Annotated in this window: 19 protein-coding genes; 11 read left to right on the top strand and 8 right to left on the bottom strand. The window is 67.1% G+C overall.

The window, feature by feature from the left end; all coding sequences use genetic code 11:
- Positions 1–120 precede the first annotated feature (120 nt).
- Positions 121–1,137: an Rv2578c family radical SAM protein gene (locus tag OHA42_RS29920; protein WP_406231113.1), complete on the bottom strand. Its 1,017-nt coding sequence runs from the start codon at positions 1,135–1,137 to the stop codon at positions 121–123.
- Positions 1,138–1,182: 45 nt separating this feature from the next.
- Positions 1,183–2,187, bottom strand: coding sequence for an NAD-dependent epimerase/dehydratase family protein (locus OHA42_RS29915; protein ID WP_406231112.1), 1,005 nt, complete (start codon positions 2,185–2,187; stop codon positions 1,183–1,185).
- A 218-nt stretch (positions 2,188–2,405) separates the two neighbouring features.
- Between OHA42_RS29915 and OHA42_RS29910 the strand changes: the two genes are divergently transcribed.
- Positions 2,406–2,735, top strand: coding sequence for a type VII secretion target (locus OHA42_RS29910; protein WP_328403155.1), 330 nt, complete (start codon positions 2,406–2,408; stop codon positions 2,733–2,735).
- Positions 2,732–4,393: a hypothetical protein gene (locus OHA42_RS29905; RefSeq protein WP_406231111.1), complete on the top strand. Its 1,662-nt coding sequence runs from the start codon at positions 2,732–2,734 to the stop codon at positions 4,391–4,393. Before OHA42_RS29910 ends, OHA42_RS29905 begins: the two co-directional genes overlap by 4 nt.
- A gap of 197 nt (positions 4,394–4,590) precedes the next feature.
- Here OHA42_RS29905 and OHA42_RS29900 read toward each other — a convergent pair whose 3' ends face one another.
- Both OHA42_RS29900 and OHA42_RS29895 read right to left on the bottom strand, forming a co-directional pair.
- On the bottom strand, positions 4,591–5,106 hold the full coding sequence (locus OHA42_RS29900) for a hypothetical protein (protein ID WP_406231110.1): 516 nt from the start codon (positions 5,104–5,106) through the stop codon (positions 4,591–4,593).
- 140 nt (positions 5,107–5,246) lie between these two features.
- Positions 5,247–6,170, bottom strand: a complete 924-nt coding sequence (locus OHA42_RS29895; protein ID WP_406231109.1) for a neutral zinc metallopeptidase — start codon at positions 6,168–6,170, stop codon at positions 5,247–5,249.
- A 1,096-nt stretch (positions 6,171–7,266) separates the two neighbouring features.
- Between OHA42_RS29895 and aspS the strand changes: the two genes are divergently transcribed.
- Both aspS and OHA42_RS29885 read left to right on the top strand, forming a co-directional pair.
- Entirely contained in the window at positions 7,267–9,084 is a 1,818-nt protein-coding gene (gene aspS / locus OHA42_RS29890) for an aspartate--tRNA ligase (protein WP_406239680.1), read from the top strand.
- A 245-nt stretch (positions 9,085–9,329) separates the two neighbouring features.
- Entirely contained in the window at positions 9,330–10,295 is a 966-nt protein-coding gene (locus tag OHA42_RS29885; protein WP_406231108.1) for a DUF389 domain-containing protein, read from the top strand.
- A 19-nt stretch (positions 10,296–10,314) separates the two neighbouring features.
- On the opposite strand, the gene OHA42_RS29880 is transcribed toward OHA42_RS29885, so the two are convergent.
- A complete protein-coding gene (locus OHA42_RS29880; protein ID WP_406231107.1) occupies positions 10,315–11,394 on the bottom strand; it encodes a hypothetical protein in 1,080 nt (359 codons plus the stop codon).
- Positions 11,395–11,586: 192 nt separating this feature from the next.
- Between OHA42_RS29880 and OHA42_RS29875 the strand changes: the two genes are divergently transcribed.
- Positions 11,587–12,756, top strand: coding sequence for a phosphotransferase family protein (locus OHA42_RS29875; RefSeq protein WP_406231106.1), 1,170 nt, complete (start codon positions 11,587–11,589; stop codon positions 12,754–12,756).
- 89 nt (positions 12,757–12,845) lie between these two features.
- Here OHA42_RS29875 and OHA42_RS29870 read toward each other — a convergent pair whose 3' ends face one another.
- From OHA42_RS29870 to OHA42_RS29860, 3 genes are all read right to left on the bottom strand, one after another.
- Positions 12,846–14,114 carry an RNA polymerase sigma factor gene (locus tag OHA42_RS29870; RefSeq protein WP_406231105.1) on the bottom strand — a complete coding sequence of 423 codons (1,269 nt, stop codon included), beginning with the start codon at positions 14,112–14,114 and terminating at the stop codon, positions 12,846–12,848.
- 29 nt (positions 14,115–14,143) lie between these two features.
- Positions 14,144–14,491 carry a YciI family protein gene (locus OHA42_RS29865; protein ID WP_328403139.1) on the bottom strand — a complete coding sequence of 116 codons (348 nt, stop codon included), beginning with the start codon at positions 14,489–14,491 and terminating at the stop codon, positions 14,144–14,146.
- Between the two features lie 155 nt (positions 14,492–14,646).
- Positions 14,647–16,221 (bottom strand): alkaline phosphatase D family protein, encoded by a 1,575-nt coding sequence (locus OHA42_RS29860; protein ID WP_406239678.1) that lies wholly within the window; start codon positions 16,219–16,221, stop codon positions 14,647–14,649.
- A gap of 239 nt (positions 16,222–16,460) precedes the next feature.
- On the opposite strand from OHA42_RS29860, the gene OHA42_RS29855 reads away from it, so the two are divergent.
- The 6 genes from OHA42_RS29855 (at position 16,461) to OHA42_RS29830 (ending at position 24,035) form a co-directional block, all read left to right on the top strand.
- Positions 16,461–17,804 carry a replication-associated recombination protein A gene (locus OHA42_RS29855; protein WP_406239676.1) on the top strand — a complete coding sequence of 448 codons (1,344 nt, stop codon included), beginning with the start codon at positions 16,461–16,463 and terminating at the stop codon, positions 17,802–17,804.
- A 126-nt stretch (positions 17,805–17,930) separates the two neighbouring features.
- The gene (locus OHA42_RS29850; RefSeq protein ID WP_406231104.1) at positions 17,931–18,353 is read left to right on the top strand and encodes a hypothetical protein; all 423 of its coding nucleotides are present in this window, start codon (positions 17,931–17,933) and stop codon (positions 18,351–18,353) included.
- A 121-nt stretch (positions 18,354–18,474) separates the two neighbouring features.
- Complete coding sequence (gene alaS / locus OHA42_RS29845) at positions 18,475–21,138, top strand: alanine--tRNA ligase (RefSeq protein ID WP_406231103.1); 2,664 nt, start codon at positions 18,475–18,477, stop codon at positions 21,136–21,138.
- Positions 21,138–21,719: a Holliday junction resolvase RuvX gene (gene ruvX / locus OHA42_RS29840; protein ID WP_406231102.1), complete on the top strand. Its 582-nt coding sequence runs from the start codon at positions 21,138–21,140 to the stop codon at positions 21,717–21,719. Before alaS ends, ruvX begins: the two co-directional genes overlap by 1 nt.
- Entirely contained in the window at positions 21,716–23,206 is a 1,491-nt protein-coding gene (gene mltG / locus OHA42_RS29835; RefSeq protein ID WP_406231101.1) for an endolytic transglycosylase MltG, read from the top strand. Before ruvX ends, mltG begins: the two co-directional genes overlap by 4 nt.
- Positions 23,196–24,035 (top strand): shikimate dehydrogenase, encoded by an 840-nt coding sequence (locus tag OHA42_RS29830; protein ID WP_406231100.1) that lies wholly within the window; start codon positions 23,196–23,198, stop codon positions 24,033–24,035. Before mltG ends, OHA42_RS29830 begins: the two co-directional genes overlap by 11 nt.
- The last annotated feature ends 37 nt before the right edge of the window (positions 24,036–24,072 follow it).

Genomic DNA, 24,072 nt, shown 5'->3' with positions numbered 1-24,072 from the left:
GGTGAGAGGGTGCCAATGGCCAACCTACTCCGCCGCGCAGGCGATTGAACGTGAAGCGCGCGGTCCGATGAGAATTGTTCGGTGTAACCATGGTGACCAGGTGTTCGAGGGAAATAGCGCTCAGGCGAACAGCGACAGTTGTTCGTCGGTCGGGTGCGGGCGCTGTGGCGGCGCCTGCGGTTGCGGAGGTTGTTCGCGGGTCAGGCCGTGCTGTTGCAGCAGCGGCCGGGTGCGTTCGCGCAGCCAGGTCGAGTACTCGGGCGTGACATAGGCGCCGCGGCCGTACAGCTGCCGGTAGCGGCGCAGCAGCGCTGGGTGGGCTTCGGCCAGCCAGCCGAGGAACCAGCCGCGGGTGCTGCCGCGCAGGTGCATCGGGAACGCGATGGCAGAAGCGGCTCCCGCTGCGGCGATCTCGCCGAACAGCTCGTCGAGGTGGGCCTTGCTGTCGGTGAGGTACGGAATCACCGGCGCCACCATGACATTCACGTCGAATCCGGCGTCGGCCAGTGCACGCACCATGTCCAGGCGCGCCGTCGGTGACGGCGTGCCCGTCTCGAGACTGCGGTGCAGATCGATGTCGAGGATCGCGATGGACACCGCCACACTCACCCGAATCTGGCGCGCTGCCAGTGTCAGCAGCGGCAGATCGCGGCGCAGCAGGGTGCCCTTGGTGAGGATGGAGAACGGCGTGCCGGAATCGGTGAGTGCGCGAATGATTCCCGGCATCAAACGATATCGGCCCTCGGCGCGTTGATAAGGATCGGTATTGGTGCCGAGCGCGACCGGTTCCTGATGCCAGGACCGTCTACCGAGTTCCTTGCGCAGCACCGCGGCGATATTGGTCTTCACCACGATCTGCGAATCGAAATCGCGGCCCGCGTCCAGCTCCAGATACTCGTGCGTGCCGCGTGCGAAGCAATAGCGGCAGGCGTGCGAGCAGCCGCGCATCGGATTGATCGTCCAATGGAACGGCAGGTTCGCACCCTCGGGCATCTTGTTCAGTGCGCTTTTGCACAGCACCTCGTGAAAGGTGATGCCGTCGAATTCCGGCGTTTGCACGGTGCGCACGAAGCCGGCCCGGTCCAGGCCGGGCAAGGCGCCATCGTCGGCGTCCAGGGTTTGGCTTTGCCACCGCACCCCTTCAGTCGAACATGCGTTCTAATGCCTGTCAAGCGGCGAGGGTCAAGCGATCTGCCTGGTGTCGGGCGGTGTCAGCTGGGCCGGATCGGCGAAGAAGGTCACCAGATCGCGCACGGTTTCGTCGATGGGGCGCGGTTGGTAGTCGATTTCCCGCGTCGCTTTGTCGTGGTCGACGACGGGCGCCGAGAGCAGTGCGCCGAGTGCGGCGCGCGACATGATGTCGGTGCCGAGCATCTTGCCGATCGGCTCCAGCACTGGAATGAGGCCGCCGACAAGGCGGGGCGAGATGGTGAATTTCGGGCCCTTTCTGCCGCCGTGACTTGCAGCGAGGCGACACAGGTCGAGCATCGAGATCATCGACCCGCCGAGCAGGTAGTTCTCGCCGGTGCGCCCGCGCTCCGAGGCCAGGATCAGGCCCTGTGCCACGTCGCGTACGTCGACGAGGTCGAAGCTGCCGCCGATCATCGCGGGCACCCGGCCGCGCGCGGCGTCCTTGAGGGTGCGATTGATGCGCGAGAGGGGGGTGCTGTGGTCGACCGGGCCGAACACGCCGGTGGGATTGCAGATTACCGCGTCGAGGCCCTTGTTGATCACCTTGCGCAGTTCGACCTCGCCCGCCCATTTGGAGCGGTCGTAGACGGGCAGGCTGTCCGCAGTGGAGCGCGGTGAGCCCTCGTCGATGCGGCCGCCGCAGCTGTACTGGTTGAAGGCGTGGATGGAGCTGGCATGCACCATTCGGCGCACGCCGAGGTCGAGCGCGGCCTCGGCGACCACGCGGACACCCTCGGTGTTCACCTTCCATGCCAGGTCGTTCTTCTCGGCCAGGGTGATCACGGCGACCAGGTGGTACACGATCTCCGCGCCTGCGAGCACGGTGTGCATCGACTCCGGATCCAGCACGTTGCCCGACATCCAGGTGACGCGGGGATCCGCGGGGCCCTCCGGGACCACGCGGTCGATGGCGACGACTTCGTGCCCGCGCCCGACGAGCAGGCTGAGCAGGTTCGTGCCAAGGTAGCCGGCTGCGCCGGTCACTGCGACCTTCATGGCACCGAGAATATAGAACTTGTTCTAATTTGCAACACGTTCCAGTTCCTTCTCGGCGGCGATCGGTTCGTTTCCGGGGGCCTGTTCGGCTCGAAACTTGCCGGTAGGGTCCGCTATATTGGGCCCATCCGCGGCGGCGTTGTCGCTCGGGCAGGGAGTTGACGTACGACCGAGCCAGTGCACGAAACTGATGTTCACGATGATTGGGGGGCAGCTCGATGAGTGATTTCTCGATGGATACCGAAGGGGTTGCGGCATTCGCCGCGACGAATGCCGGGATCGCCGGCGAGATCGCGGGGGCGGGAAATTTAGACGCGGTCGGCAATGTCGTCGCGATGACGCCGGTCTTCGGATTGATCGGCGCCGACTATCTGGTGGCGTTCGCCGCCGCGCAGGTGTTGCAAGCCAGGGATATCAATGATCTCTCGGGGAAGTACGCCAAGTTGTCGGAGGCCACCTTCAGCACGGTTGCCACCATCAACAGCACCGATCTCGGCAACGCGGGCTCGATGGCGTCGCTCGGCAACCAGATCGGAGGCGCGGTATGAAGCCGCTGGACACGGCGAATTCGGGTGTCATCGCACCCGCCGACCTGACCGCGAGCGCGGTCGATCACACCGCGGGCGCAGCACAGCAGTCGGCGATCAACGCCGCGCAGAGCGCACCGTCGCAGGGTCTGATCGACGTGCCGTTGGGGCAGTTGCCCGCCGACATGCCGCCGATCGAGGCGCCCGAGTTCTATCTCGCGCGCAAGATCAGCGAAGACTCGCAGACCCTCGGCGCCGCCCCGGCCGGGATGCCGGGCCTGTCCGGCAATCCGGCATCCGACCCGAACGACATCCTCGCCGGCATTCCGTCGGACGTGTCGAGCATGCTCGACAGCGCCAACGCGGCGATCGGTCACGCAGCGGCTCCCGTCCTCGGCGCGGCGCAGGGCGTGCTCGGTCAGGCCCATGGCGTGCTCGGTGGTGGCGCTGGTGCCGCGGCTGCCGCAACTCCGGCTGCCGCCGCAGTGCCGGATATATCCGCACTGCCTGCACTGCCCGCCGATCCGGTCGCGGCGTTGATGAGCGGATTGTCCTTGCCCGCACTGCCCGGCGTCGACATGCTGTTCAAACCGATCCTCGATCTGCTCGGCAGTTTCGGCACCGGCATCCTCGGCGCCATCGACCCGACCAAGATTCTGGCCGAGTCCTCCAAGGTCATCGAATCGGCGATGCAGGTAGGCAAGGGCAGCATGGCGACCGTCGACCAGCTGTGGCAAGGGCAGGCCGCGCGCAATGCGCAGGTCGCGGGACAGAAGGCGAACACCGAGGGTCAAGACACCAGCCAGCGCGGCTTCGACATCTCCGATCTGACCACGAAGGCCGCCGCAGTGGTGCAGCAGGGCAACGTGCAGCTGACCGGGATCGCGACCTCGTTCGCCACCCAGGCCGCCGCGCTCGCGCCGCTGATCCTGACCCCGCCCGCGCAGGCTTCGCTGATCGCCACTGCCACCGAGCATCTCGGGCAAGCGGTAGGCGTTGCCAACGCGACCCGCGGCGATCTGGCCGGCAAGACGGCCGAGCTGACCGGCCTGGTGAACCAGCTGATCGCACCGGGTGGGTTGCCGCAGCCGCAAGAAGTGGCGCAAGCGGTGATGCAGAACATCGGTGAGCCGATCATGGCTCAGGCCCAGGAAGTCGCGCAGGACACCGGGACCAAAGCGGCCAGCGCGCTCGACACGGGCGGTTCAGGTCTCGGCGCCTCGACGAATCCGGCCTCGGCGAATCCGAGTTCGCCGGGCGGAACGGGCTCGCCGAGCGGCGCGATCGGTTCGCCGGGCCGCTCCGGCAGCCCGAGTCGTTCCGGCTCGCCGAGCAGCCCGAGCTCACCCTCGACGCCGAAGGTGGGTGGATTGCCTGGTGCCACGGTGCCGCCCGCGCTGCGGCCGGTCGCGGGTATGCCGGGTTCGCCGCTCGGTTCCGGCTCGAGCACCACCCCGGCCGGAGCAGGCAACTCCAGCTTCATGGGCGGTGGCTCTCCCGCCGCGGCAGGGCAGCGCGGCAATGACAACGACGAACACTCGCGCAACGTGGACCCGTACCAGAGCCGCATCGGCAACGACGACCTCACGGGGCCGCTCGGTGAGTCCACGCCGGACGTCATCGGTGCGACGCATTCGGACGAGATGGTCAGCTCCGATTACGAGCAGGACCAGTTCTGACCCGAAGGTAGACAAGAGTATTCACGACAGTGCCCTCCTCCCGGCTCGGGAGGAGGGCACTGTCGTTCGTCGGATTCTTCCGAGCTGCCGGCGATCTCACCTGGCCGACGAGTCGGCCGGCGACCTGACCTGGGTCAACCACAGTCGAACTCTTGGCAGTGCGGCTGGATCTTCGTGGCGGCCGCCCACCGGCCTGCTCAGCTCTGCACGAAGGAGCCCACGAGTTTGCGGTACAGGTCGCCGAAACGTTGGCGCGCGGCCTTCTGCTCGCTGGTCAGGCCGTCGGTGAGATCCGGGGCATACATGATCACGTGCACGTCCTGGTCCGGCTGCTGCGGCATGACATCGATGATCTGGGTGCCCTGATCGGTGGCGCTCGGCATGCCGAGATCCAGCGTCGCCAATGCCCTGATCTCGGCAAGCGCCGCGTTCAGCACATCCGGCGAGACCGTCCCGTTCAGTCGTTGCGGCGGCGTCGTGGGGACCCGATCGGCGGCCGTGGCGTCCGGCGTCTTGATCGCGCGGCCGTCGGGGTACACCTCCAGCGCCGGGCGCAGGTCGATGCGGCTCTGCCAGCCGCTGGGCATGGTCGTCAGCGTGAGCAGGGCGACGGCGGGCACCGCAGGCGTTGGTGCATCCGGTGCCGGCTCGGCGGAGGCGAGGCCCCAGCTGCCCGCAAGTGCCGCTACGAGAATCAGCAGTGCCGATGTCATTTTTCGCATGAAATCCCCATCTTCGGTGTGCGCCGGGCAATTCGACATCGATCATTACAGCGTGCCGAATTGCTGCGGCCCTACCCGGCTGTCGTGTCGAGCATCCGTCGCCGGGCAGAGTTGTTGTCGGAGTGGTTCGTTCAGCGCAGCCCAGGCGGATTGTTCAGGTCCGGTGCAGAATACGTGTCGCAGGCGTTGACCTCCCCGGTGCGGTAGCCGGTGAGGAACCACTTCTGACGCTGCTCGGAGGATCCGTGAGTCCAGGCTTCCGGGTTCACCCGGCCCTGCGCCGCGCGCTGGATGCGGTCATCACCGACTGCGGACGCGGCAGAGAGCCCGTCGCGAATGTCGTTGTCGGACAGCGGCTTCAGGAACGGCCGATCACCGCCAGGTGCGGGCGTCTTGTCGGCGAAATGCGCCCAGATGCCCGCGTAGCAGTCGGCCTGCAGTTCGGTGCGCACCGCTCCGGACTCGGGCCCGCGCGGATCACGTTGGGCGCGACCGATATCGCCGAGCAGGTTCTGGATGTGGTGGCCGAATTCGTGCGCTACCACGTATTCCTGAGCGAGCGGGCCGCTGCTGGCGCCGAATCGGTCGACGAGTTCCCGGAAGAAACTGATGTCGAAGTAGGCGGTCATATCGGCCGGGCAGTAGAACGGGCCGACCGCGCTGGTCGCATTGCCGCAGCCGGTCGAGACCGCGCCGGAGAACGGCACCACCTTCGGGTCGACATAGCGCTGGCCGGTCTGCTTCGGCAGTTCGGTTTGCCACACCGCGTCCAGGCTCTCCACGGTGAGTGCGACCCGGCAGTCGACGTACTTGTTTGCGCTCGCGCTATCCGTGCAGCGCTCCGGGATGCGGCCAGCGCCCGGCTGTACCTGGGCGTTCTCGGCGCCGGTGAAATTGCCGAGCACCGAGCCGGGATCGCCGCCCAACAGCAGCGTCAGCACCAGCAGGACGAGACCACCGGCGCCACCGCCCAGCGCGATCTTGCCACCCCTGCCCGGGCCGCCGCCCCATGAAACCCGATCCGGGTCGATCTGCCTGCCCTCGTTGAAGGTCATCGTCGTCGCTCTCTGTGTTATCGGCCCGCAGGCGCGGCGTTGTCTAGAGCTTGACATGGACTGGGCGATATCGGTTTCCCCTCGACTAACGTGTCTGATCACGATCTCGTGATTCCACGCCTGCAGGTTGATTCGACCCTGTGCGGCGCGCTGGATCCGGTCGTCGTCGACGGCGGGTGCGGCGGAGTTCGCGGATGGCGTTGTCGGACAGCGGCTTCAGGAACGGCGGGTTGCCACCACCGGCGCCGTGAGCCAACGCGAACTCTTGTGCCCGGTCGGTCCGATTGCTACAGTCCTTTAACTGAGGGATGAATTATCTGCCGGGGGGTCAGATGTGGGCTCTGCGAGTAGATTCTGTTTTTGGAGAATCGAGTCCAGATGACTTTCAATGACGGTGTTGAAACCTACCCCTGCAGCATCGGGGTTTCCGGTTGGTCCTGCACTCCTACGCCAATTGACGGCGATAAAATGGGCGAGACATGGTGCCGCCACGATACCGGTGAATGTTTTGGCAGACCGTGCTGCAGCATTCCGCAGCCAATTGCGTATGCTGCTGCGTCGACATCCATTCAACCCGATAATATCTCCACTTTTGCCCTGGTAGGGATCTTGACGGTATTCCTTGTCCGCCGTTCGGTCTGGAAATTATGGCACTCCATCGGCGCGTCCAAAGTGATCAATCTACACAAGCCAGTTCGATCTGGATACGCCGTGGTTGAGTAGCGGCACCATAATCGTTCTTTACGATTGTCCGGGCTGATGCAGTTATCTGCAGCTGCAGATTTGATTGATCATCTGGTCGTATCGCCGCAATCTCCTCTCGTTATGGTCGGCTCCGACGCAAGCGGGTTGGGCAACTCCAGGGTCTTTGTTTCCTCGCCCGAAACGGGAAGGCGGATGTCGGTTTCCGCCCGACGAACATTCTCACCACGATGGGCGGGGCGGCGAGCGGTTCGACTGCGTGGCGTGTCTGCCGCGCAGACACCGGCGGGTAGCAGCGGCGATATCGGTTTCCGGCTCGGCAACCCGGCTGGCTACGATGGCTACCGCACCTGGCCAATGCCTGCCGGTGCCGAAAGTCGTCGAAAGGAATCCAGTGCTGCGCACCCACTTGGCTGGTTCGCTGCGAAGCGAGCACGCCGGTCAGACCGTCACCCTCACCGGTTGGGTGGCCCGGCGACGTGACCATGGTGGCGTGATCTTCATCGATCTGCGCGACGCGTCGGGTGTGGCGCAGGCGGTGTTCCGCGAGGGCGAGCCCGCCGCGCAGGCACACCGGCTACGCGCCGAGTATTGCGTGCGGGTCACCGGCGTGGTCGAGCTGCGGCCGGACGGTAACGAGAACCCGGAGCTGCCGACCGGCGGCATCGAGGTGAACGTCACCGAGCTCGAGGTGCTGAACGAGAGCGCCCCGTTGCCGTTCCAGCTCGACGAGCAGCCTGGAGACGAGGCCCGCCTCAAGTACCGCTACCTCGACCTGCGTCGTGAGACGCCGGGTAAGGCCATTCGCCTGCGGTCGAAGGTCAACGCCGCCGCCCGCGCGGTGCTGGCTTCCCACGAGTTCATCGAGGTGGAGACCCCGACGCTGACCCGCTCGACGCCCGAAGGCGCCCGCGACTTCGTGGTGCCCGCGCGTTTGCAGCCCGGCAGCTTCTACGCACTGCCGCAGAGCCCGCAGCTGTTCAAGCAGCTGCTCATGGTCGGTGGGATCGAGCGGTACTACCAGATTGCCCGCTGCTACCGTGACGAGGATTTCCGCGCCGATCGTCAGCCCGAGTTCACCCAGCTCGACCTCGAGATGAGCTTCGTGCGCCAGGAGGACGTGATCCTGGTCGCCGAGGAGATCCTGGCGGCGCTGTGGCAGCTGGTCGGCTACGAGATCCCCTTCCCGATTCCGCACATGACCTACGCGGAGGCAATGCGTCGCTTCGGTAGCGACAAGCCAGATCTGCGGTTCGGTGTCGAGATCACCGAGTGCGCGGAGTACTTCAAGGACACGCCTTTCCGGGTCTTCCAGGCCGAGTACGTCGGCGCGGTCGTGATGCCGGGCGGCGCGAGCCAGCCGCGGCGTCAGCTCGACGCATGGCAGGAATGGGCCAAGCAACGCGGCGCGAAGGGCCTGGCGTATGTGCTGGTGCAGGAGGACGGCACGCTCGGCGGTCCGGTCGCCAAGAACCTCAGCGAGTCCGAGCGCGATGGCCTCGCCAAGCACGTCGGCGCAGAGCCCGGTGACTGTGTGTTCTTCGCGGCCGGTCCGGCCAAGGCACAGCGCGCGCTGCTCGGTGCGGCTCGCGGGGAGATCGCCCGCAAGGTCGGCCTGATCGACGAGAACGCGTGGGCCTTCGTCTGGATCGTGGACGCGCCGATGTTCGAGCCGACGGCCGATGCGACCGCGAGCGGCGATGTGGCGCTGGGTTATTCGGCCTGGACGGCGGTGCATCACGCGTTCACCTCGCCGAAGCCGGAGTCCATCGACACCTTCGACACCGATCCCGGCTCCGCGCTCGCCTACGCCTACGACATCGTCTGTAACGGCAACGAAATCGGCGGCGGCAGCATTCGTATTCACCGCAGGGATGTCCAGGAGCGGGTCTTCAAGGTGATGGGCATCAGCCATGAGGAGGCGCAGGAGAAGTTCGGATTCCTGTTGGATGCCTTCGCTTTCGGTGCGCCCCCGCACGGCGGTATCGCCTTCGGCTGGGACCGCATCACTGCGCTGCTCGCCGGGCTCGACTCGATCCGCGAGGTGATCGCCTTCCCGAAGACCGGCGGCGGCGTCGACCCGCTGACCGACGCGCCCGCACCGATCACCCCGCAGCAGCGCAAGGAAGCCGGGCTCGACTTCAAACCGGAGAAGAAGAAGGCTCCCGAGGCGAAGGGCGACGACGCCACGGGCGAGCGCACCGCGGAGTAGTCCGCCGACTGCCGTTCAGCTGGTGCCCGTCACGGACTCAGCGGGTACTTCTCACGTCGAGAAGGCAGAATTGCCGGACCTGCCGGGAAGTGCCCGCAGTGGTCGGACCGAAACCAGGCCCTGAACGGCATGGCTGACGTGGGGGTTGCGGACCGTATCGGGGAATGGCGGGCTCGACGGCACAGGCGGTACCTTCTGGTCAGTTTTCGATGTCGTTCGATCGACGGTGACCACAAGGGGATCCATTGCTGCACTTGCGTATGATCAGCCCACCCGATGTGACCGACAAGGTGATGTCGGTGCTGGCCGCGGATCCGGGCGTTACGCATGTGACGCTGGCGCGGGGTGTCGCCGTCGAGCCTGCGGGGGATCTGGTGCAGGCCGATGTCGCGCGTGAGGCGGCCAACGATGTGCTGGCCGACCTCACCTCGCTCGGCATCACCCATTCCGGCGGCATCACCCTCGGACCAGTGGAGACTGTGCTCTCCGATGCCGGGGAGCGCGCGATCACGGAGGCGCCGGGCGATCCGACCGATGCGGTGGTGTGGGAGGAGCTGCTCAACCAGGTGCACGAGGAGTCGTCGCTCAACTCCACCTTCGTCGCCTTCCTCACCATCGCCTGTCTGCTCGCTGCCGTTGGTGTGGCGACGGACTCGCCGGTGACGATCGTCGGTGCGATGGTCGTCGGCCCGGAGTTCGGGCCGCTGGCGGCGTTCGCAGTGGGGTTGGTGCGCCGTGATTTTCTGCTCGCGCGCCGTTCGGCGCTCGCGCTGGCGATCGGGTTCCCGGTGGCCATGCTGTTCACCCTGGCGGCGACGCTGGCCTGGGAGCAGTTCGGCTGGATCGACCTCGCAGGCATCGAGGACATCAAGAACGTCGACTTCATCTACGAGGTCGGTCCGTTTTCGCTCGTCGTCGCGCTGCTCGCCGGTGGGGCGGGGATGCTTTCGTTGGTCACCGCGAAATCGGCCGCCCTTATCGGGGTGTTCATTTCGGTGACGACGGTGCCCGCGGCCGGATTCGCCGTGGTCGCGGCCACCATGGGGGAATGGCGTATCGCGTTCATGTCGGCCGGCCAGCTGGCGGTGAATCTGGCGGGCATCGTGGTGGCCGGGGTGATCGTGCTGGAGATGCGCCCTCGCGCAGGCAGCGAGGGCGGACCCATATCGCGCTTCAAGCAGTGGGTCGGAATGCGGTCGCTGGTCGGCTAGCGACCGCACGCGCCAGTTTTCAGAGCGGCGCGACCATGCCGCCGGTCAGGGTGCGGTAGGCGAAGGTCACCGCGATAGTTGCCACCGGCGCGGCAACGAACAAACCGAGGCCGCACAGAATCGCGCCGACGACGGTCAGCACCATGACCGCGAGAGCGAGCAAGAGCACCGGCCCGGCATTGGTGACAACAAGGGTGGCGCTGGCCTTGATCGCGGCAAACGGGCCCAGATCCTGATCCACGACATAATGCAGCGCGAACATGCACAGGAACCCGGCGATGAGCCCCGGCAGGACACACAGCGCGAAACCGATCCCCGTGAGCACGAACGCCAGCAGTGCGGTCAGCAGCACATTGCCCGCGTTCACGAAGTGGAAGTACGACCCGAAAACCGGTTTGTAGCCGTCGGTTTCGTACAGCGCGCCACGGACGAGCGCGGCCTGGAGCAGCCAGATCCCTACCATCACGGCCAGGAAGATCAGCAGCACGGGCAGCATCGACGTCGGATTCGTGATCCGGACGACGAGGACGAACGCGAGATAGATGAGTACGCCGACCGCGGTGGTGCCGAGCCACGGCAGCGGATTCGCCCGGAACCTCTCCCAGCCGTAGCTCAACGCGTTTCCGACGTCGAGACTGCGGGGGACGTTGTCAGCGGCTTGATAGCCGTAGGTCGGCAGCGGGCCGCCGGGCAGTGGCGGCATGATGCTGGGCGGTGGCGGTGTTGCGCCGGGGTAGGGCTGCATCCCGGGCGGCGGCATCATGCCGGGCTGGGGACCCGCCGGACCGGTCCCCGGCGGACCGTAGGTCGGCTGGTGCGGCGCAGGCGGTTGTTGAGGGGGCGGGGCCTGCGGCATCGGAGCCACCGCGGGCGGTGGCTCCACCGGTTCGCTGCCGTACTGCGCCGCGCCCGGGCCCTCGAACTGCGGGTACCCGGCGGGACCCGCCATCTCGTGGCGGCCGTGCTCGGTGCCGGTGCCCGGCGACTGCGGGTCGGAGCTTTCGTGCTGACCCGGCTGCGCGGCGAACTTCTCGCCACCGCTGTGCTCGGGAGATTCGCCAGCTGGATCGTTCGGTGTGGAAGACGGTGTGTCGGCCATTGTCGTAGACCTTTCGACGCAACTGGTTTGCGGTGTGGCGCACGGCAGTTGACGATGAGAAAACCGGACGCGCGCAATGGTGTCAAGCAAGGAGCGCCCGTTCCGCAACCTCGACCGAGACACGCCGAACGACGCGGAAAGGTTGTGTAACTGCTCGCTAGAAGTGACCCGGTGCGAGTAGCTTGAATGGCGATGACCGCACTATTGGCCGAACGCGCCGCCGAAGTCGTGTCCGCAGCGCAACAGTTGCTTACAAAGCGAATGGGTGCTCCGGTGAAGCTGAGCGATCCGATCGAGCTCAGCGGCAGTGGCAGGACAACTGTCCTACGCGTACGTGTTTCAGAGAACGCCTTTTCGTTGCCACGGACGCTGATTATCAAGCAGGTCCGTGGCTCCGCAGAGGATCGCCACACCGGAGGGCTAGCGCCCGGTGTGGCCAGCATCGACTCCGCATTCCTACGCGAAGCGGTGTCCTACCAGTTCACGACTGCGCTCAGTCGCGAGCAACGACCCGGCGCGTACCTGATAGCGCACAGCCTGCCCGACCGGTTGCTCATCCTCAGCGACCTCGGTGACAACGCCAGCATCACCGCGGTCCTGCAGTCCGGCTCGGAGCCTGCGACCCGCAACGGGTTGATGGCCTTCGCGCAGGCGCTCGGCAGAATGCATGCGGCAACTGTTGGGCGCGAGGCGGATTTCGTCGCGCTGCTGCGCCGCGTCGATGTGGTGCACCGGGTCGACGGCATCGCGCAGCAGGCCGAGGCCGCCATCTCCGAGGTGCCCGGCATGCTGCAGCGCGAACTCGGCATCGAGGTGCCCGGTGAGATCGCCGAGCGGATCGTGCGCGGTAACCGCTTGTTCTCCGCGGGGCGTTTTCGCGCCTTCAGTCCCTCGGATCTGTGCCCGGACAATGTCATCCTGAACGAGGAGGGTGCGCGGTTCCTCGACTACGAATGGGGCGGTTTCCGCGATGCCACCCTCGACATCGCCTACGCGCTGGTGTCTTTCCCTGGATGCCTGTGCGACTTCGAACTGTCCCGCGAACGCGCACAGCAGATGGTAGAGGCGTGGCGCTCGGAGGTCGTCGGCGTCTGGCAGTCACTGGCCGACGACGACGTGCTTGCCGAGCGCATCCTGGAGGCCCGCCTGATCTGGGTGTGGCTGTCGACCTATTGGTTCCTGCCCGCGGACCATGCCCGCATCGCCGCGGCTCGCGAGCACGGACTCTCGGTGCCGCGCTCGGAGGCATTGATCAACCGCTGGGCGGCGCTGGCCGAGGACGCCCGCTGCACGGGTGACGATGCTGTCGGCGACTTCGCCGAGGATGTCTCGGCCATGCTCGAAGAGCGCTGGTCCGAGTAACCGACCGGTCCGAACAGGTCTGGACCGAACAGGATTCGTCCGGTGCATGCCGGATTCGACATGCGGGGCATTCGAAGACGGTGCCGTGGTCACGGGTCGAGTTCGGCCGCACGTTTTTCCAGATAGGCGCGTTCGACGGTGTTCTCGGTCAGCAGCAGCGCCCGTTCATAGGCCGTCGCGGCATCTGCGGTGCGGCCGAGCCGGGCGAGGAACGCCGCGCGAGAGGCCTCAAGGTAGCCGTAGGTGGCCAGGGCGGGCTCGGCGGCAAGGTCGTTCAGCAGGGCGAGCGCGCGGCTCGGATTGCCGGAAAGCCCGACCGCCACCGCATAATTCAGGCGGGCCACCGGGGACGGCCACTCCCGAAGCAGCAGAACATACAGACCGGTGATTTCCCGCCAGTCGGTCTGTTCCCAGCTCGGCGCCTCATCGTGCACCGCTGCGATCGCAGCCTGCAGCGTGTACCGGTCGGTATGTGGCAGTGCATGTTTCACCAATGCGACGCCCTCGGTGATGGCTGCACGGTCCCACCGGGCACGGTCCTGATGTTCGAGGGTGCACAGTTCGCCGTCCGCGGTCACGCGTGCCGCCCTGCGGGCATCGGTGAGCAGGATCAGTGCCAGCAGACCGGTCATCGACGGATCGTCGGGCACCAGCGTATGCATCATCCGCGCCAATTGCAGTGCGCGCTCGACGAGATCGGCACGGACGAGCGCATCACCGGACGGCGCGGTGTGGCCGGTGGTGAACAACAGATGGATGACAGCACAGATGGCATCGAGGCGTTGCGGAAGTTCCCGCACCGACGGCACCCGATAGGGGATGCCTGCCAGCGCAATCTTCTTCTTGGCGCGCGTGATTCGCGCCGCCATGGTCGACTCGCTGAGCAGGAAGGCGCGTGCGACCTCGGGGGTGGTGATGCCGCAGACCAGGCGCAGGGTGAGCGCCACCTGAGCCTCGCGGGCCAGCGCCGGGTGGCAGCAGGTGCTGATCAGCCGGAGTCGGTCGTCGGGGATATCGGTGGCGGCGTCGACAGCGGCGAGTGCGAGATCGGCTGTGTCGCCTTCGACGTGGTCGGTGACCAGCAGCGGCAGGCTGCGCTGCATGGTCGAATTGCGGCGTAGCAGATCGAGGCCGCGACGCCGGGCGACGGTGGTGAGCCAGGCACCGGGTTTCGCAGGCACGCCGTCGGCCGCCCACTCCGTGAGCGCCTTGGCGTAGGCGTCCTGCACACACTCCTCGGCCAGATCGAAATCGCGGACCAGCCGCACCGTCGCGGCGAGCACGAAGGCCCATTCGCGACGATGCGCCTGCTCGACGGCCGCGGCCGCCCGCTCGGCCGCGGGGGTGTGGATCGACATCGACCGCCCGTTCCCTGCCTGCGCTCGGTCTATTCGAACACCATGATCGGGCGCACCTCGACACCGCCGAATCGGGCGGGCACCTGCTTTGCCAGTGCGATCGCGGCATCCAGATCAGGAGCCTCGAGCAGGTAGTAGCCGCCGAGTGCCTCCTTGGCCTCGCCGAACGGCGCGTCGGTCACGGTGAAATCGCCGTTGTCGTTCTTGCGTATCGAGGTGGCGGTGGGGGTCGGCTGCAGGGCGTTTCCGCCTTGTAGCGCATCGCCCGCGATCTCCTGGAACGTCACGTGGTCCTGGTAGACCGCGCCCATGACTTCCTGCGAAGCGGTCGCATAGGCATTCTCGTCTTCATAGATCAGCACCAGATACTGGCTCATGACAGCGCTCCTTCGGTGGCAGAACCCGCCGTTCGGGTCCCGTACTCATCCCGACGAGCGAGTTCGACGGAAATCGACAACCGTCGGAAAGAATTCTGCCCCGATTCGTGGTTCGCGTATCGCGACTTGCCGGGTGAATCTCGGCGCGACGGTCGTCAGGGCAGCAGTGCCGGACGTGGTTCGATCCGGCCGCCGGAGCGGACGGCGTAGGAGGCGCCGTGGCGGACGCCGGAATTCGGGTCTGCGACATCGGTGAGATAGAACCAGTCCATCTGGGTTTGGTCGGGGTTGACCTCGAGCACGCCGTAGCCGTGCGAATCCAGTTCGACGTAGCGCAGGTGGTGGTTGACGCCCTTGATCGACTCTTCCACCGGCACCGCGACCGTGCGTGGTGGCGCCTTCATGATTTCGCCGAGGCTCGAGGAGGTGACGGAGGGGACGACGAATTCCGCGCCGACGGTCGGTCCGCCCGGGTAGTTCGCGGCGTCGACGGGCAGGTCTGCGGCCCAGGAGGAGTGGATATCGCCGGTCAGGAAGACCACATCGCCGACCTGCTGGTCGGTGATCGCGCGGAACAGCCGCTGCCGGTCGGCGGTGTAGCCGTCCCACTGGTCGCTGTTGGCCGGAATGCCCGCCTGCGGCACGCCCATCATGGTCGTGACGGCCGCGGTGGTGGCCGGCTCCAGGGGCGGGAACACCAACGGTGCGATCATCACCGAGTTGCCGATCAGTTTCCAGCGCACCGGTGCGGACGCCAAACCGGCGGTGAGCCACTCCATTTGCGCCTTGCCGGTGATGGTGCGCGCCGGGTTGTCCATCTCGCGCCAGCCCGCGCCGGGCTTCGACTCCTGATCGCGGTAGCTGCGAAGGTCGAGCATCGACAGTTCGGCGAGGGTGCCGAAACGCAGCCGCCGGTAGATCTGCACGTCGGCGCCGGAGCCGCTGGTACGGACCGGCATCCACTCCAGGTAGGCGCGGGCCGACGCCGCGCGCCGGTCCTGCCAGTCGCCCTGGAGGGCGGGGTTGTGGTGGCTGGAGCCGCCGGACCAGGAGTTGTCGGCGCCCTCGTGATCGTCCCAGGTGCAGATGAACGGCACGAGCGCATGCAGGGCCATCAGGTCCGGATCGGTCTTGTACTGCGCGTGTCGGATCCGGTAGTCGGCCAGCGTGACGATCTCGTTCACCGGGTCGTGCGGGCGGACCGAGCCGTTGCGGCCGCCGTACTCGCCGTGCCCGTACTCGTAGATGTAGTCGCCGAGGTGCACGATCGCATCGAGATCGGTGCGCGCCGCCAGGTGCCGGTAGGCGCCGAAGTATCCGGCCTCCCAGTTCGCGCAGGAGACCACGCCGAACCGCAGGCGGTCGGGGGTGGCCGAGGCGGCGGGTGCGGTGCAGGTGCGCCCGACCGATGAGGTCACCCCGAACGCGGTGAAGCGGTAGTAATAGCGTGTGCCGGGTGCGAGCCCGCTCACGTCGATCTTGACGGTGTGATCGGAATCCGCTGTGGCCGTGGCGGTTCCGGCTCCGACGAGCGAGGTGAACCGTTCGTCGGCGGCGACCTCCCAGCGCACTGCCGCTGCTTCGCCGACACCGGAACCCGGCGTTGCGGCATCGGATACGGTGACACGGGTCCACAGGATCACCCCGTCGGGCAGCGGATCGCCGGAGGCAACGCCATGCCGGAACACCGGTTCGGCAGCGCCGCGCGCCGGTGCGGCGACCGCCAGCATGGTGGCGGCGGCCGCTGCTGCAGCGCCACCCTTCAGCAGGGTGCGCCGGGCGAGGGATCCGGGGGAGCCGGGGTGTGAAACGACCGTGTTTTCAGCCACGGGTAGTGATCACATCCGATGTCCGGTCGACACGCAAATCGGACCGCCCGACGTCACAGTGAACATCGAGGAACAGCTGCGCTGCGGCGTTGTCGGTGGGTCTCGGTAACCTGCTCAGCGTGAGCGAAGGCCTGTTCGACGTGCCCGGCGATGCCGCGCCGACGGAGCACACCATCGATAGAGTGGTGCGCCGCGATGCGGGCGCCCCGCTTGCTGTGCGGATGCGGCCCGCCGCGCTGGACGAAGTGGTCGGCCAGCAGCATCTGCTCGGCCCGGGGTCACCGCTGCGGCGGTTGATCGAGGGTTCGGGCGCGGCGTCGGTGCTGCTGTACGGGCCGCCGGGCACCGGGAAGACCACCCTCGCCTCGCTGATTTCGCAGTCCACCGGCCGGCGCTTCGAGGCACTGTCGGCCTTGTCGGCGGGGGTGAAAGAGGTGCGCGCGGTCATCGATGTGGCGCGCCGCAGGCTCACCGCGGGCGAGCAGACCGTGCTGTTCATCGACGAGGTGCACCGCTTCTCCAAGACTCAACAGGATGCACTGCTGGCCGCGGTGGAGAACCGGATCGTGCTGCTGGTCGGCGCGACGACGGAGAATCCGTCCTTCTCGGTGGTGTCGCCATTGCTGTCGCGCTCGCTGGTGCTGCAGCTGCAGTCGCTCACCGAGGCCGATATCCGTCTGGTGCTCGAACGCGCGATCGGCGATGAACGCGGCCTCAACGGCGAGTACAAGGTGACCGATGCCGCGCTCGATCACATCGTGCGCATCGCGGGCGGCGACGCCCGCCGTGCCTTGACCGCGCTGGAGGCGTCGGCCGAGTCCTCTCTGGACGGCGCTGTGGACGTGGATCTCGTCGAGGCCAGCGTCGATAAGGCCGCGGTGCGCTACGACCGTGCCGGCGATCAGCACTACGACGTGATCAGCGCCTTCATCAAGTCCATCCGCGGCTCCGATGTGGACGCAGCCCTGCACTACCTGGCGCGCATGCTCAGCGCGGGGGAGGATCCCCGCTTCATCGCCCGCCGTTTGATGATCCACGCCAGCGAAGACATCGGCATGGCCGATCCCACCGCACTACAGACCGCGGCCGCCGCCGCCCAGGTCGTCCAGCTGGTTGGTCTGCCCGAGGGTCGACTCGCTTTGGCGCAGGCCACGATCCACCTCGCCACCGCCCCGAAATCGGGCGCCGTCATCGGCGCGATCGGCGCGGCCATGGCCGATGTCGCCGCGGGCAAGGCAGGTGCGGTGCCACCACACCTGCGTGACGGCCACTACGCGGGCGCCGCGATGCTGGGCAACGCCAAGGGCTACAAGTACCCGCATGACAATCCGGATGGTGTTCTCGCGCAACAGTATCCGCCGGACGAACTGGTGGGCGTCGACTACTACCACCCGACCGATCACGGCGCGGAGCGTGACATCCAGGCTCGGGTGGGCCGGCTCCGGCGGATCGTGCGGGGTATGCGCACAGGCAAACGAGGCTAGGCACACGGTGGGTGTCGTCGTCGTGCCACGACCCCCCGCGCGCCCCTGCCCGATCCAGGGCGGTGTCGATCTCGCGGACCCGGCCGCACGTCGCGGTGGCGACGACAGTCGCAGCGCTGATGTCAGGTGACCCTCCTCTGCATCCAGGGCCGCGCCACCATAGACATCGCGAGGGCGCTCGGCGCATCCGCCTACACCGTCCAGGATCACCTCGAGTCGATCTTCGACAAGACCGCGGCCCGCATCCGCGGCGAACTCGTCGGCCAGGTATTCCTGGAGTATGACGCCCCGCGAGCCGGTCACCGACCCGCCCGCGGGCTGGTGGGTGAAGGGCATTGCGACATCGCCGACCGCGAGTCCCCACTGGGCAGGGCCCGTCTCGACTTCACGCACGCCGCGCCGCTACTCCGCGCGCAAACTCTCGAACCGCTGCACTGCTCCGATTCGCCATGGCGATCATGCAAGGTCTACGGCCTAGAGGCGATGATCAGCGCGTTCGATGCAGCGGTATCAGCGTCCGACGAGGCGCGCGAGGTGATGAAGTGGTAGGCCGCTCTGGACCTGGTCGAACGCCGACGGGGTGGCCGGTTCGCCGGGATCGGCGGACGGTGGTGCGGACCACCCCGGTCCCTGAAAATTCGGATGCGGCACACCGGTAGGCTGGATACCTGTGCAGACCCACGAGATTCGACGGCGCTTCCTGGACCATTTCGTCCGTGCCGGCCATACCGAGGTGCCGAGTGCCTCGCTGATCCTGGCCGACCCGAACCTGCTGTTCGTCAACGCAGGCATGGTGCAGTTCGTTCCGTTCTTCCTCGGTCAGCAGACCCCGCCCTACGCGACCGCGACGAGCGTCCAGAAGTGTGTGCGCACCGGTGACATCGAAAACGTCGGCGTCACCACCCGGCACAACACCTTCTTCCAGATGGCGGGCAACTTCAGCTTCGGCGACTACTTCAAGCGCGAGGCGATCACCTTCGCCTGGTCGCTGCTGACCGGCAGCGTCGAGGACGGCGGCTACGGCTTCGATCCGCAACGCCTGTGGGCCACCGTCTATCTCGACGACGACGAGGCGGAGCAGATCTGGCTCGAGGTCGGCGTGCCCTCCGAGCGCATCCAGCGCCGCGGCATGGCCGACAACTACTGGTCGATGGGTATCCCCGGTCCGTGCGGTCCGTGCTCGGAGATCTACTTCGACCGTGGCCCCGAATACGGCATCGAGGGCGGCCCCGAGGCCGACGAGGACCGTTATCTCGAAATCTGGAACCTCGTGTTCATGCAGAACGAGCGCGGCGCGGGCACCGGCAAGGACAACTTCGAGATCCTCGGCCCGCTGCCCAAGAAGAACATCGATACCGGTATGGGTGTCGAGCGCGTCGCGTTCCTGCTGCAGGGCGTGGACAACGTGTACGAGACCGATCTGCTGCGCCCGATCATCGACAAGGCCGAGGAACTGACCGGCCGGTCCTATGGCGTCACGCACGAGGACGACGTGCGCTTCCGCGTGATCGCCGACCACGCCCGCACCGGCGCCATGTTGATCGCCGACGGCGTCAACCCCGGCAACGACGGCCGCGGCTACGTACTGCGCAGGCTGCTGCGCCGGATCGTGCGCTCGGCTCGGTTGCTCGGCGCGGAGAAGCCGGTCATGGGCGAGTTCATGAAGGTCGTCAGCGACCTGATGTCCCCGTCCTACCCGGAGCTCGCCACCGATTTCCGCCGCATCGAGACCGTCGCGGTCGGCGAGGAGACGGCGTTCCTCAAGACGCTGAACACCGGCTCGACCCTGTTCGACAACACGGCCGCGGCCGTGAAGGCCAAGGGCAGCAGCACCATTGCGGGCTCGGATGCTTTCACCCTGCACGACACCTACGGTTTCCCGATCGACCTCACCCTGGAGATGGCCGCCGAGGCCGGCCTCGCGGTGGACGAGGACGGATTCCGCTCGCTGATGGCCGAGCAGCGCAAGCGCGCCAAGGACGATGCGCAGGCCCGCAAGCACGCGCACGCCGATCTGTCGGTCTACAAGGAGCTCGTCGACCGTGGCGCCACCGAGTTCACCGGCTTCGACGAGCTGACCTCCGAGGCGCACGTGCTGGCGTTGATCGCCGAGGGCGTCCGGGTTCCCGTCGCCACGGTCGGGCAGGACGTCGAGGTGATTCTCGATCGCAGCCCGCTGTACGCGGAGTCCGGTGGCCAGATCGCCGACCGCGGCTCGATCACCGCCGCCGGGGTGAAGCTGCGCGTGAACGATGTGCAGAAGATCGCCAAGAAGCTGTGGGTGCACAAGACCACCGTCGAGCAGGGCCAGCTCACCGAGGGCGATGTCGTGCTCGCGCAGGCCGATCCGGCCTGGCGGCGTGGCGCCACCCAGGGCCACTCCGGCACGCACATGGTGCATGCCGCGCTACGCCAGATCCTCGGCCCGAACGCGGTGCAGGCGGGCTCGCTGAACAAGCCCGGCTACCTGCGCTTCGACTTCAATTGGCAGGGGCAGCTTTCCGAGCAGCAGAAGAACGACATCGAGGCCGTGTCCAACGATGCGGTCGGCGCGGACTTCCCGGTGAATACCTTCGTCACCGACCTGACCAAGGCCAAGCAGATGGGCGCGATGGCGCTGTTCGGCGAGAACTACGGTGACGAAGTGCGCGTCGTGGAGATCGGGGGCCCGTTCTCGATGGAGCTGTGCGGTGGCACCCACGTGCAGCATTCCTCGCAGATCGGCCCGATCACGCTGCTCGGTGAGTCGTCGGTCGGTTCCGGTGTGCGTCGAGTCGAGGCGTTCGTCGGCCTCGACTCCTACAAGTACCTGGCCAAGGAGCGGGCGCTGCTCGCTGGTGTGGCGTCGTCGCTGAAGGTGCCGTCGGAAGAGGTGCCGGGTCGCGTCGAGCAGTTGGTGGAGCGGTTGAAGGCGGCCGAGAAGGAACTCGAGCGCACCAAGGTCGCCGCGGTGCTGTCCGCTGCGGGCAAGTTCGTCGAAGAGGCCGAGCGGGTCGGCAGCGTGCTGCTGGTCGCCGCCGCGGCACCTGAGGGCGTCACCGCGGGCGATCTGCGCACGCTCGCCACCGATATCCGTGGCCGATTCGGTAGCAGCCCGGCCATCGTGGTGCTGCTCGGCAACACCGATGGCAAGGTGCCGTTCGTGGTGACCGTCAACAAGGCCGCCCAGGATCTCGGCTTCAAGGCGGGCGATCTGGTCGGCAGCTTCGGGCCGAGCATCGCCGGCCGCGGTGGCGGCAAGCCCGAGATGGCTCAGGGCGCGGGCTCGGATCCCTCGGGTATCGAAGTCGGCCTAGCTTCGGTCCGTGCTCGGGTGGTCGAACTCGCCGGGTGATGACCGACTCGGAGAGTCCCGGCGCCGAGCGGCCCGACGCGGCGACCGATCCCGGTCGCGGTAGGCGTATTGCCGTCGATGTCGGTAGTGTCCGGATCGGCGTCGCCGCCAGCGACCCGGACGGCATCCTCGCCACGCCCGTGGAAACTGTCCCTCGAGCCAAGCCGAATCCCCGCGGCGGCGGTCTGGCACCTGACATAGCCAGAATTGCCGAAATTGTGCGGGAATACGAAGCCGTCGAGGTCATCGTGGGTCTGCCGCGTACATTGCGCGGCGAAAAAGGCTCCGCGGCCACCCTGGCGATGGCGTTCGCGGATCATTTGCGGACCACGATTGCTCCCGTGCCTATCCGACTTTCCGACGAACGTTTGACTACGGTGTCAGCTGCACGTGCATTGCGGGACAGTGGAGTTCGCGCGCGTGGCCAGCGGCAGGTGATCGATCAGGCGGCGGCCGTATCGATCCTGCAAGGATGGTTGGACGAACGGAGTGCGGTGTTGAGGTCGGTCGAAAACGCGTCTGATGTGTCGCACCAGCGGCATGGAGCGGTGCGTCCCGCGTCGTCCGGGGACGATGCATGACGGATCGATGGACGCAGGCCGAGGAACGCTTTCGGCAGCGTGAGGTCGAGTCTCGCCGCTATAAGCGAGACGATGCCGCCTGGGCTGCCTACGAGGACGACACGACGGTCATCCCGCGCTACACCGACGAGGAGCCGCTGGAGCCGCCTGCGCCGACCCGCGGCGGTGGCCAGCGCCCGCGCCGCCCCGCACCGGAGCGTGACGACGAGGAACTGCCGGAGCCACGGCGGCCACGTGGCCGCCGTTCGGAACCCCGCGCGGCCGAGTCGCGGTCGGCGAACTCGCGCGGTGGATCGCGGCGGCGGGGCACCCGTGTCGCGTCACGCAAGGCGGCCGAGCGCAAGCGCCGTCGGCGGAATCTGTGGACGATCGCAAGCGTGTTCGTGCTGCTGTTCGTCGTCGCCGCGGGCTTCGCAGGCTACAAGTGGGTGAAATCCGCCTTCGGCCCCGCCGAGGACTATGCGGGACCGGCTGGGCCGCTGGTGGTGGTGCAGGTGCAGCCGGGCGACACATCCAACCAGATCGCGAACGCGATGGTGGCCAAGGGCGTCGTCGCGAGCAGTGCCGCGTTCATCGAAGCGGCCGTGCGGAATTCGAACATGAACGCGGTGCAGCCCGGCTACTACGCGATACCGAGCCACAGTCCTGCCCTGCAGGCCGTGACCGCGCTGGTCGGCAAGGAATCGCGGGTCGGCAACCTGGTCGTCTCCGAGGGACGGCAGCTGCACGACCAGCAGGACGTGAACACCGGGTCGCGCACGGAAGGCATCTACCGCAAGATCGCCGATGCCAGCTGTGTCGGTACCGGCGCAGCGAAGAAATGCGTGACCTACGAGCAGCTCGACGACGCCGGCGCGAGCATGGATTCCGCCGCGCTCGGGGTACCGTCCTGGGCGGCCCAATCGGTCAAGGACGTGCCGGACCGCAGCAGGCAGCTCGAGGGTTTGATCGCCGCGGGGACCTGGGATTTCGACCCGAGCGGCACGCCGGAGCAGATCCTGAAGCAGTTGGTGACCGACAGCGCGCGCAGCTACGAGTCGACCGGGCTGCTGCAATCGGGCGCCGAGACCAAGCTGAATCCGTATCAGACGCTGATCGCCGCCTCACTGGTGGAGCGGGAAGCGCTGGCCCAGGATATGGGCAAAGTTGCGCGAGTGATCGTGAACCGCTTGCGAGTCAATCAGCCGCTGCAGTTCGACTCGACGGTGAACTACGCCCTCGACCGTACCGAGGTGGCCACCACCGACGCGGACCGGGGCAAGCGCACGCCGTGGAACACCTACGCCATGCCCGGCCTGCCCGCAACGCCGATCTCGGCGCCGTCGCTGAATGCGTTGCGTGCCATGGAAAATCCGGAGGCGGGCACCTGGTTGTACTTTGTGACCGTCGACAAGCAGGGCACCACCCTGTTCACCGAGAGCTACAACGAGCACCTGCGGAACATCGAAAAAGCCAGGCAGAGCGGAATTCTCGACAGTGGGCGGTGACTCGACGACGGCCGGGCCAGCCCGCAGGGCGGCGGTGCTCGGCAAGCCGATCTCACATTCGCGCTCCCCGCAGCTGCACCTGGCCGCCTACCGCGCGCTCGGCCTCGACTGGACCTACGACCGCATCGAATGCACCGCCGAGCAGCTGCCCGGCCTGGTCGACGGTCTCGGTCCCGAATGGGTGGGACTCTCGGTGACCATGCCGGGCAAGGAGGCCGCCTTGGCGTACGCGACCGAGCGTGCCGAGCGCGCCGTTCTGGTTGGGTCGGCCAACACGCTGGTCCGCGTTGTGGATGGCTGGCGCGCCGACTGCACCGATGTGGACGGCGTCACCGGCGCGCTGCGTGGCGGCGGTGTCACCGAACTCGCCGAGGCTGTCGTGCTCGGTGCGGGCGGCACCGCGCGTCCGGCCTTACTCGCATTGTCGGAGCTCGGGGCGAAGCAGGTCACCGTGATCGCGCGCGATGCGGGAAGAGCGCGCAGCGCACTGGATCTCGCGGAGTGTCTGGGTATGACGGCCACGGTGCTCGGATTCGACCCCGACGCGGTCGGTGCGGCGTGCGCGCGAGCGGGCGCGGTGGTGAGCACGGTCCCCGCGGACGCGGCCGCTGCCGTCGCCGACGCGGTGGCTACCGCGCCCGTCGTGCTCGACGCCATCTACAACCCGTGGCCGACGCCGCTGGCCGTGGCCGTCGCCCGGGCGGGCCATACCGTGGTCAGCGGACTCGAGATGCTGCTGAATCAGGCCTACGGCCAAGTCGAGCAATTCACCGGGCGGCCTGCCCCGCGCGCGGAAATGGCGGCGGCCATCGAGCCACGCGAAATCTGACACCGGTTCTAGTTTGGATCCGCGTGGCGCAGGTTAT

It is taken from the genome of Nocardia sp. NBC_01009, assembly GCF_045208035.1.
Taxonomy (GTDB): Bacteria; Actinomycetota; Actinomycetes; order Mycobacteriales; family Mycobacteriaceae; genus Nocardia.
This window is presented reverse-complemented; position numbering and strand designations above follow the sequence as displayed.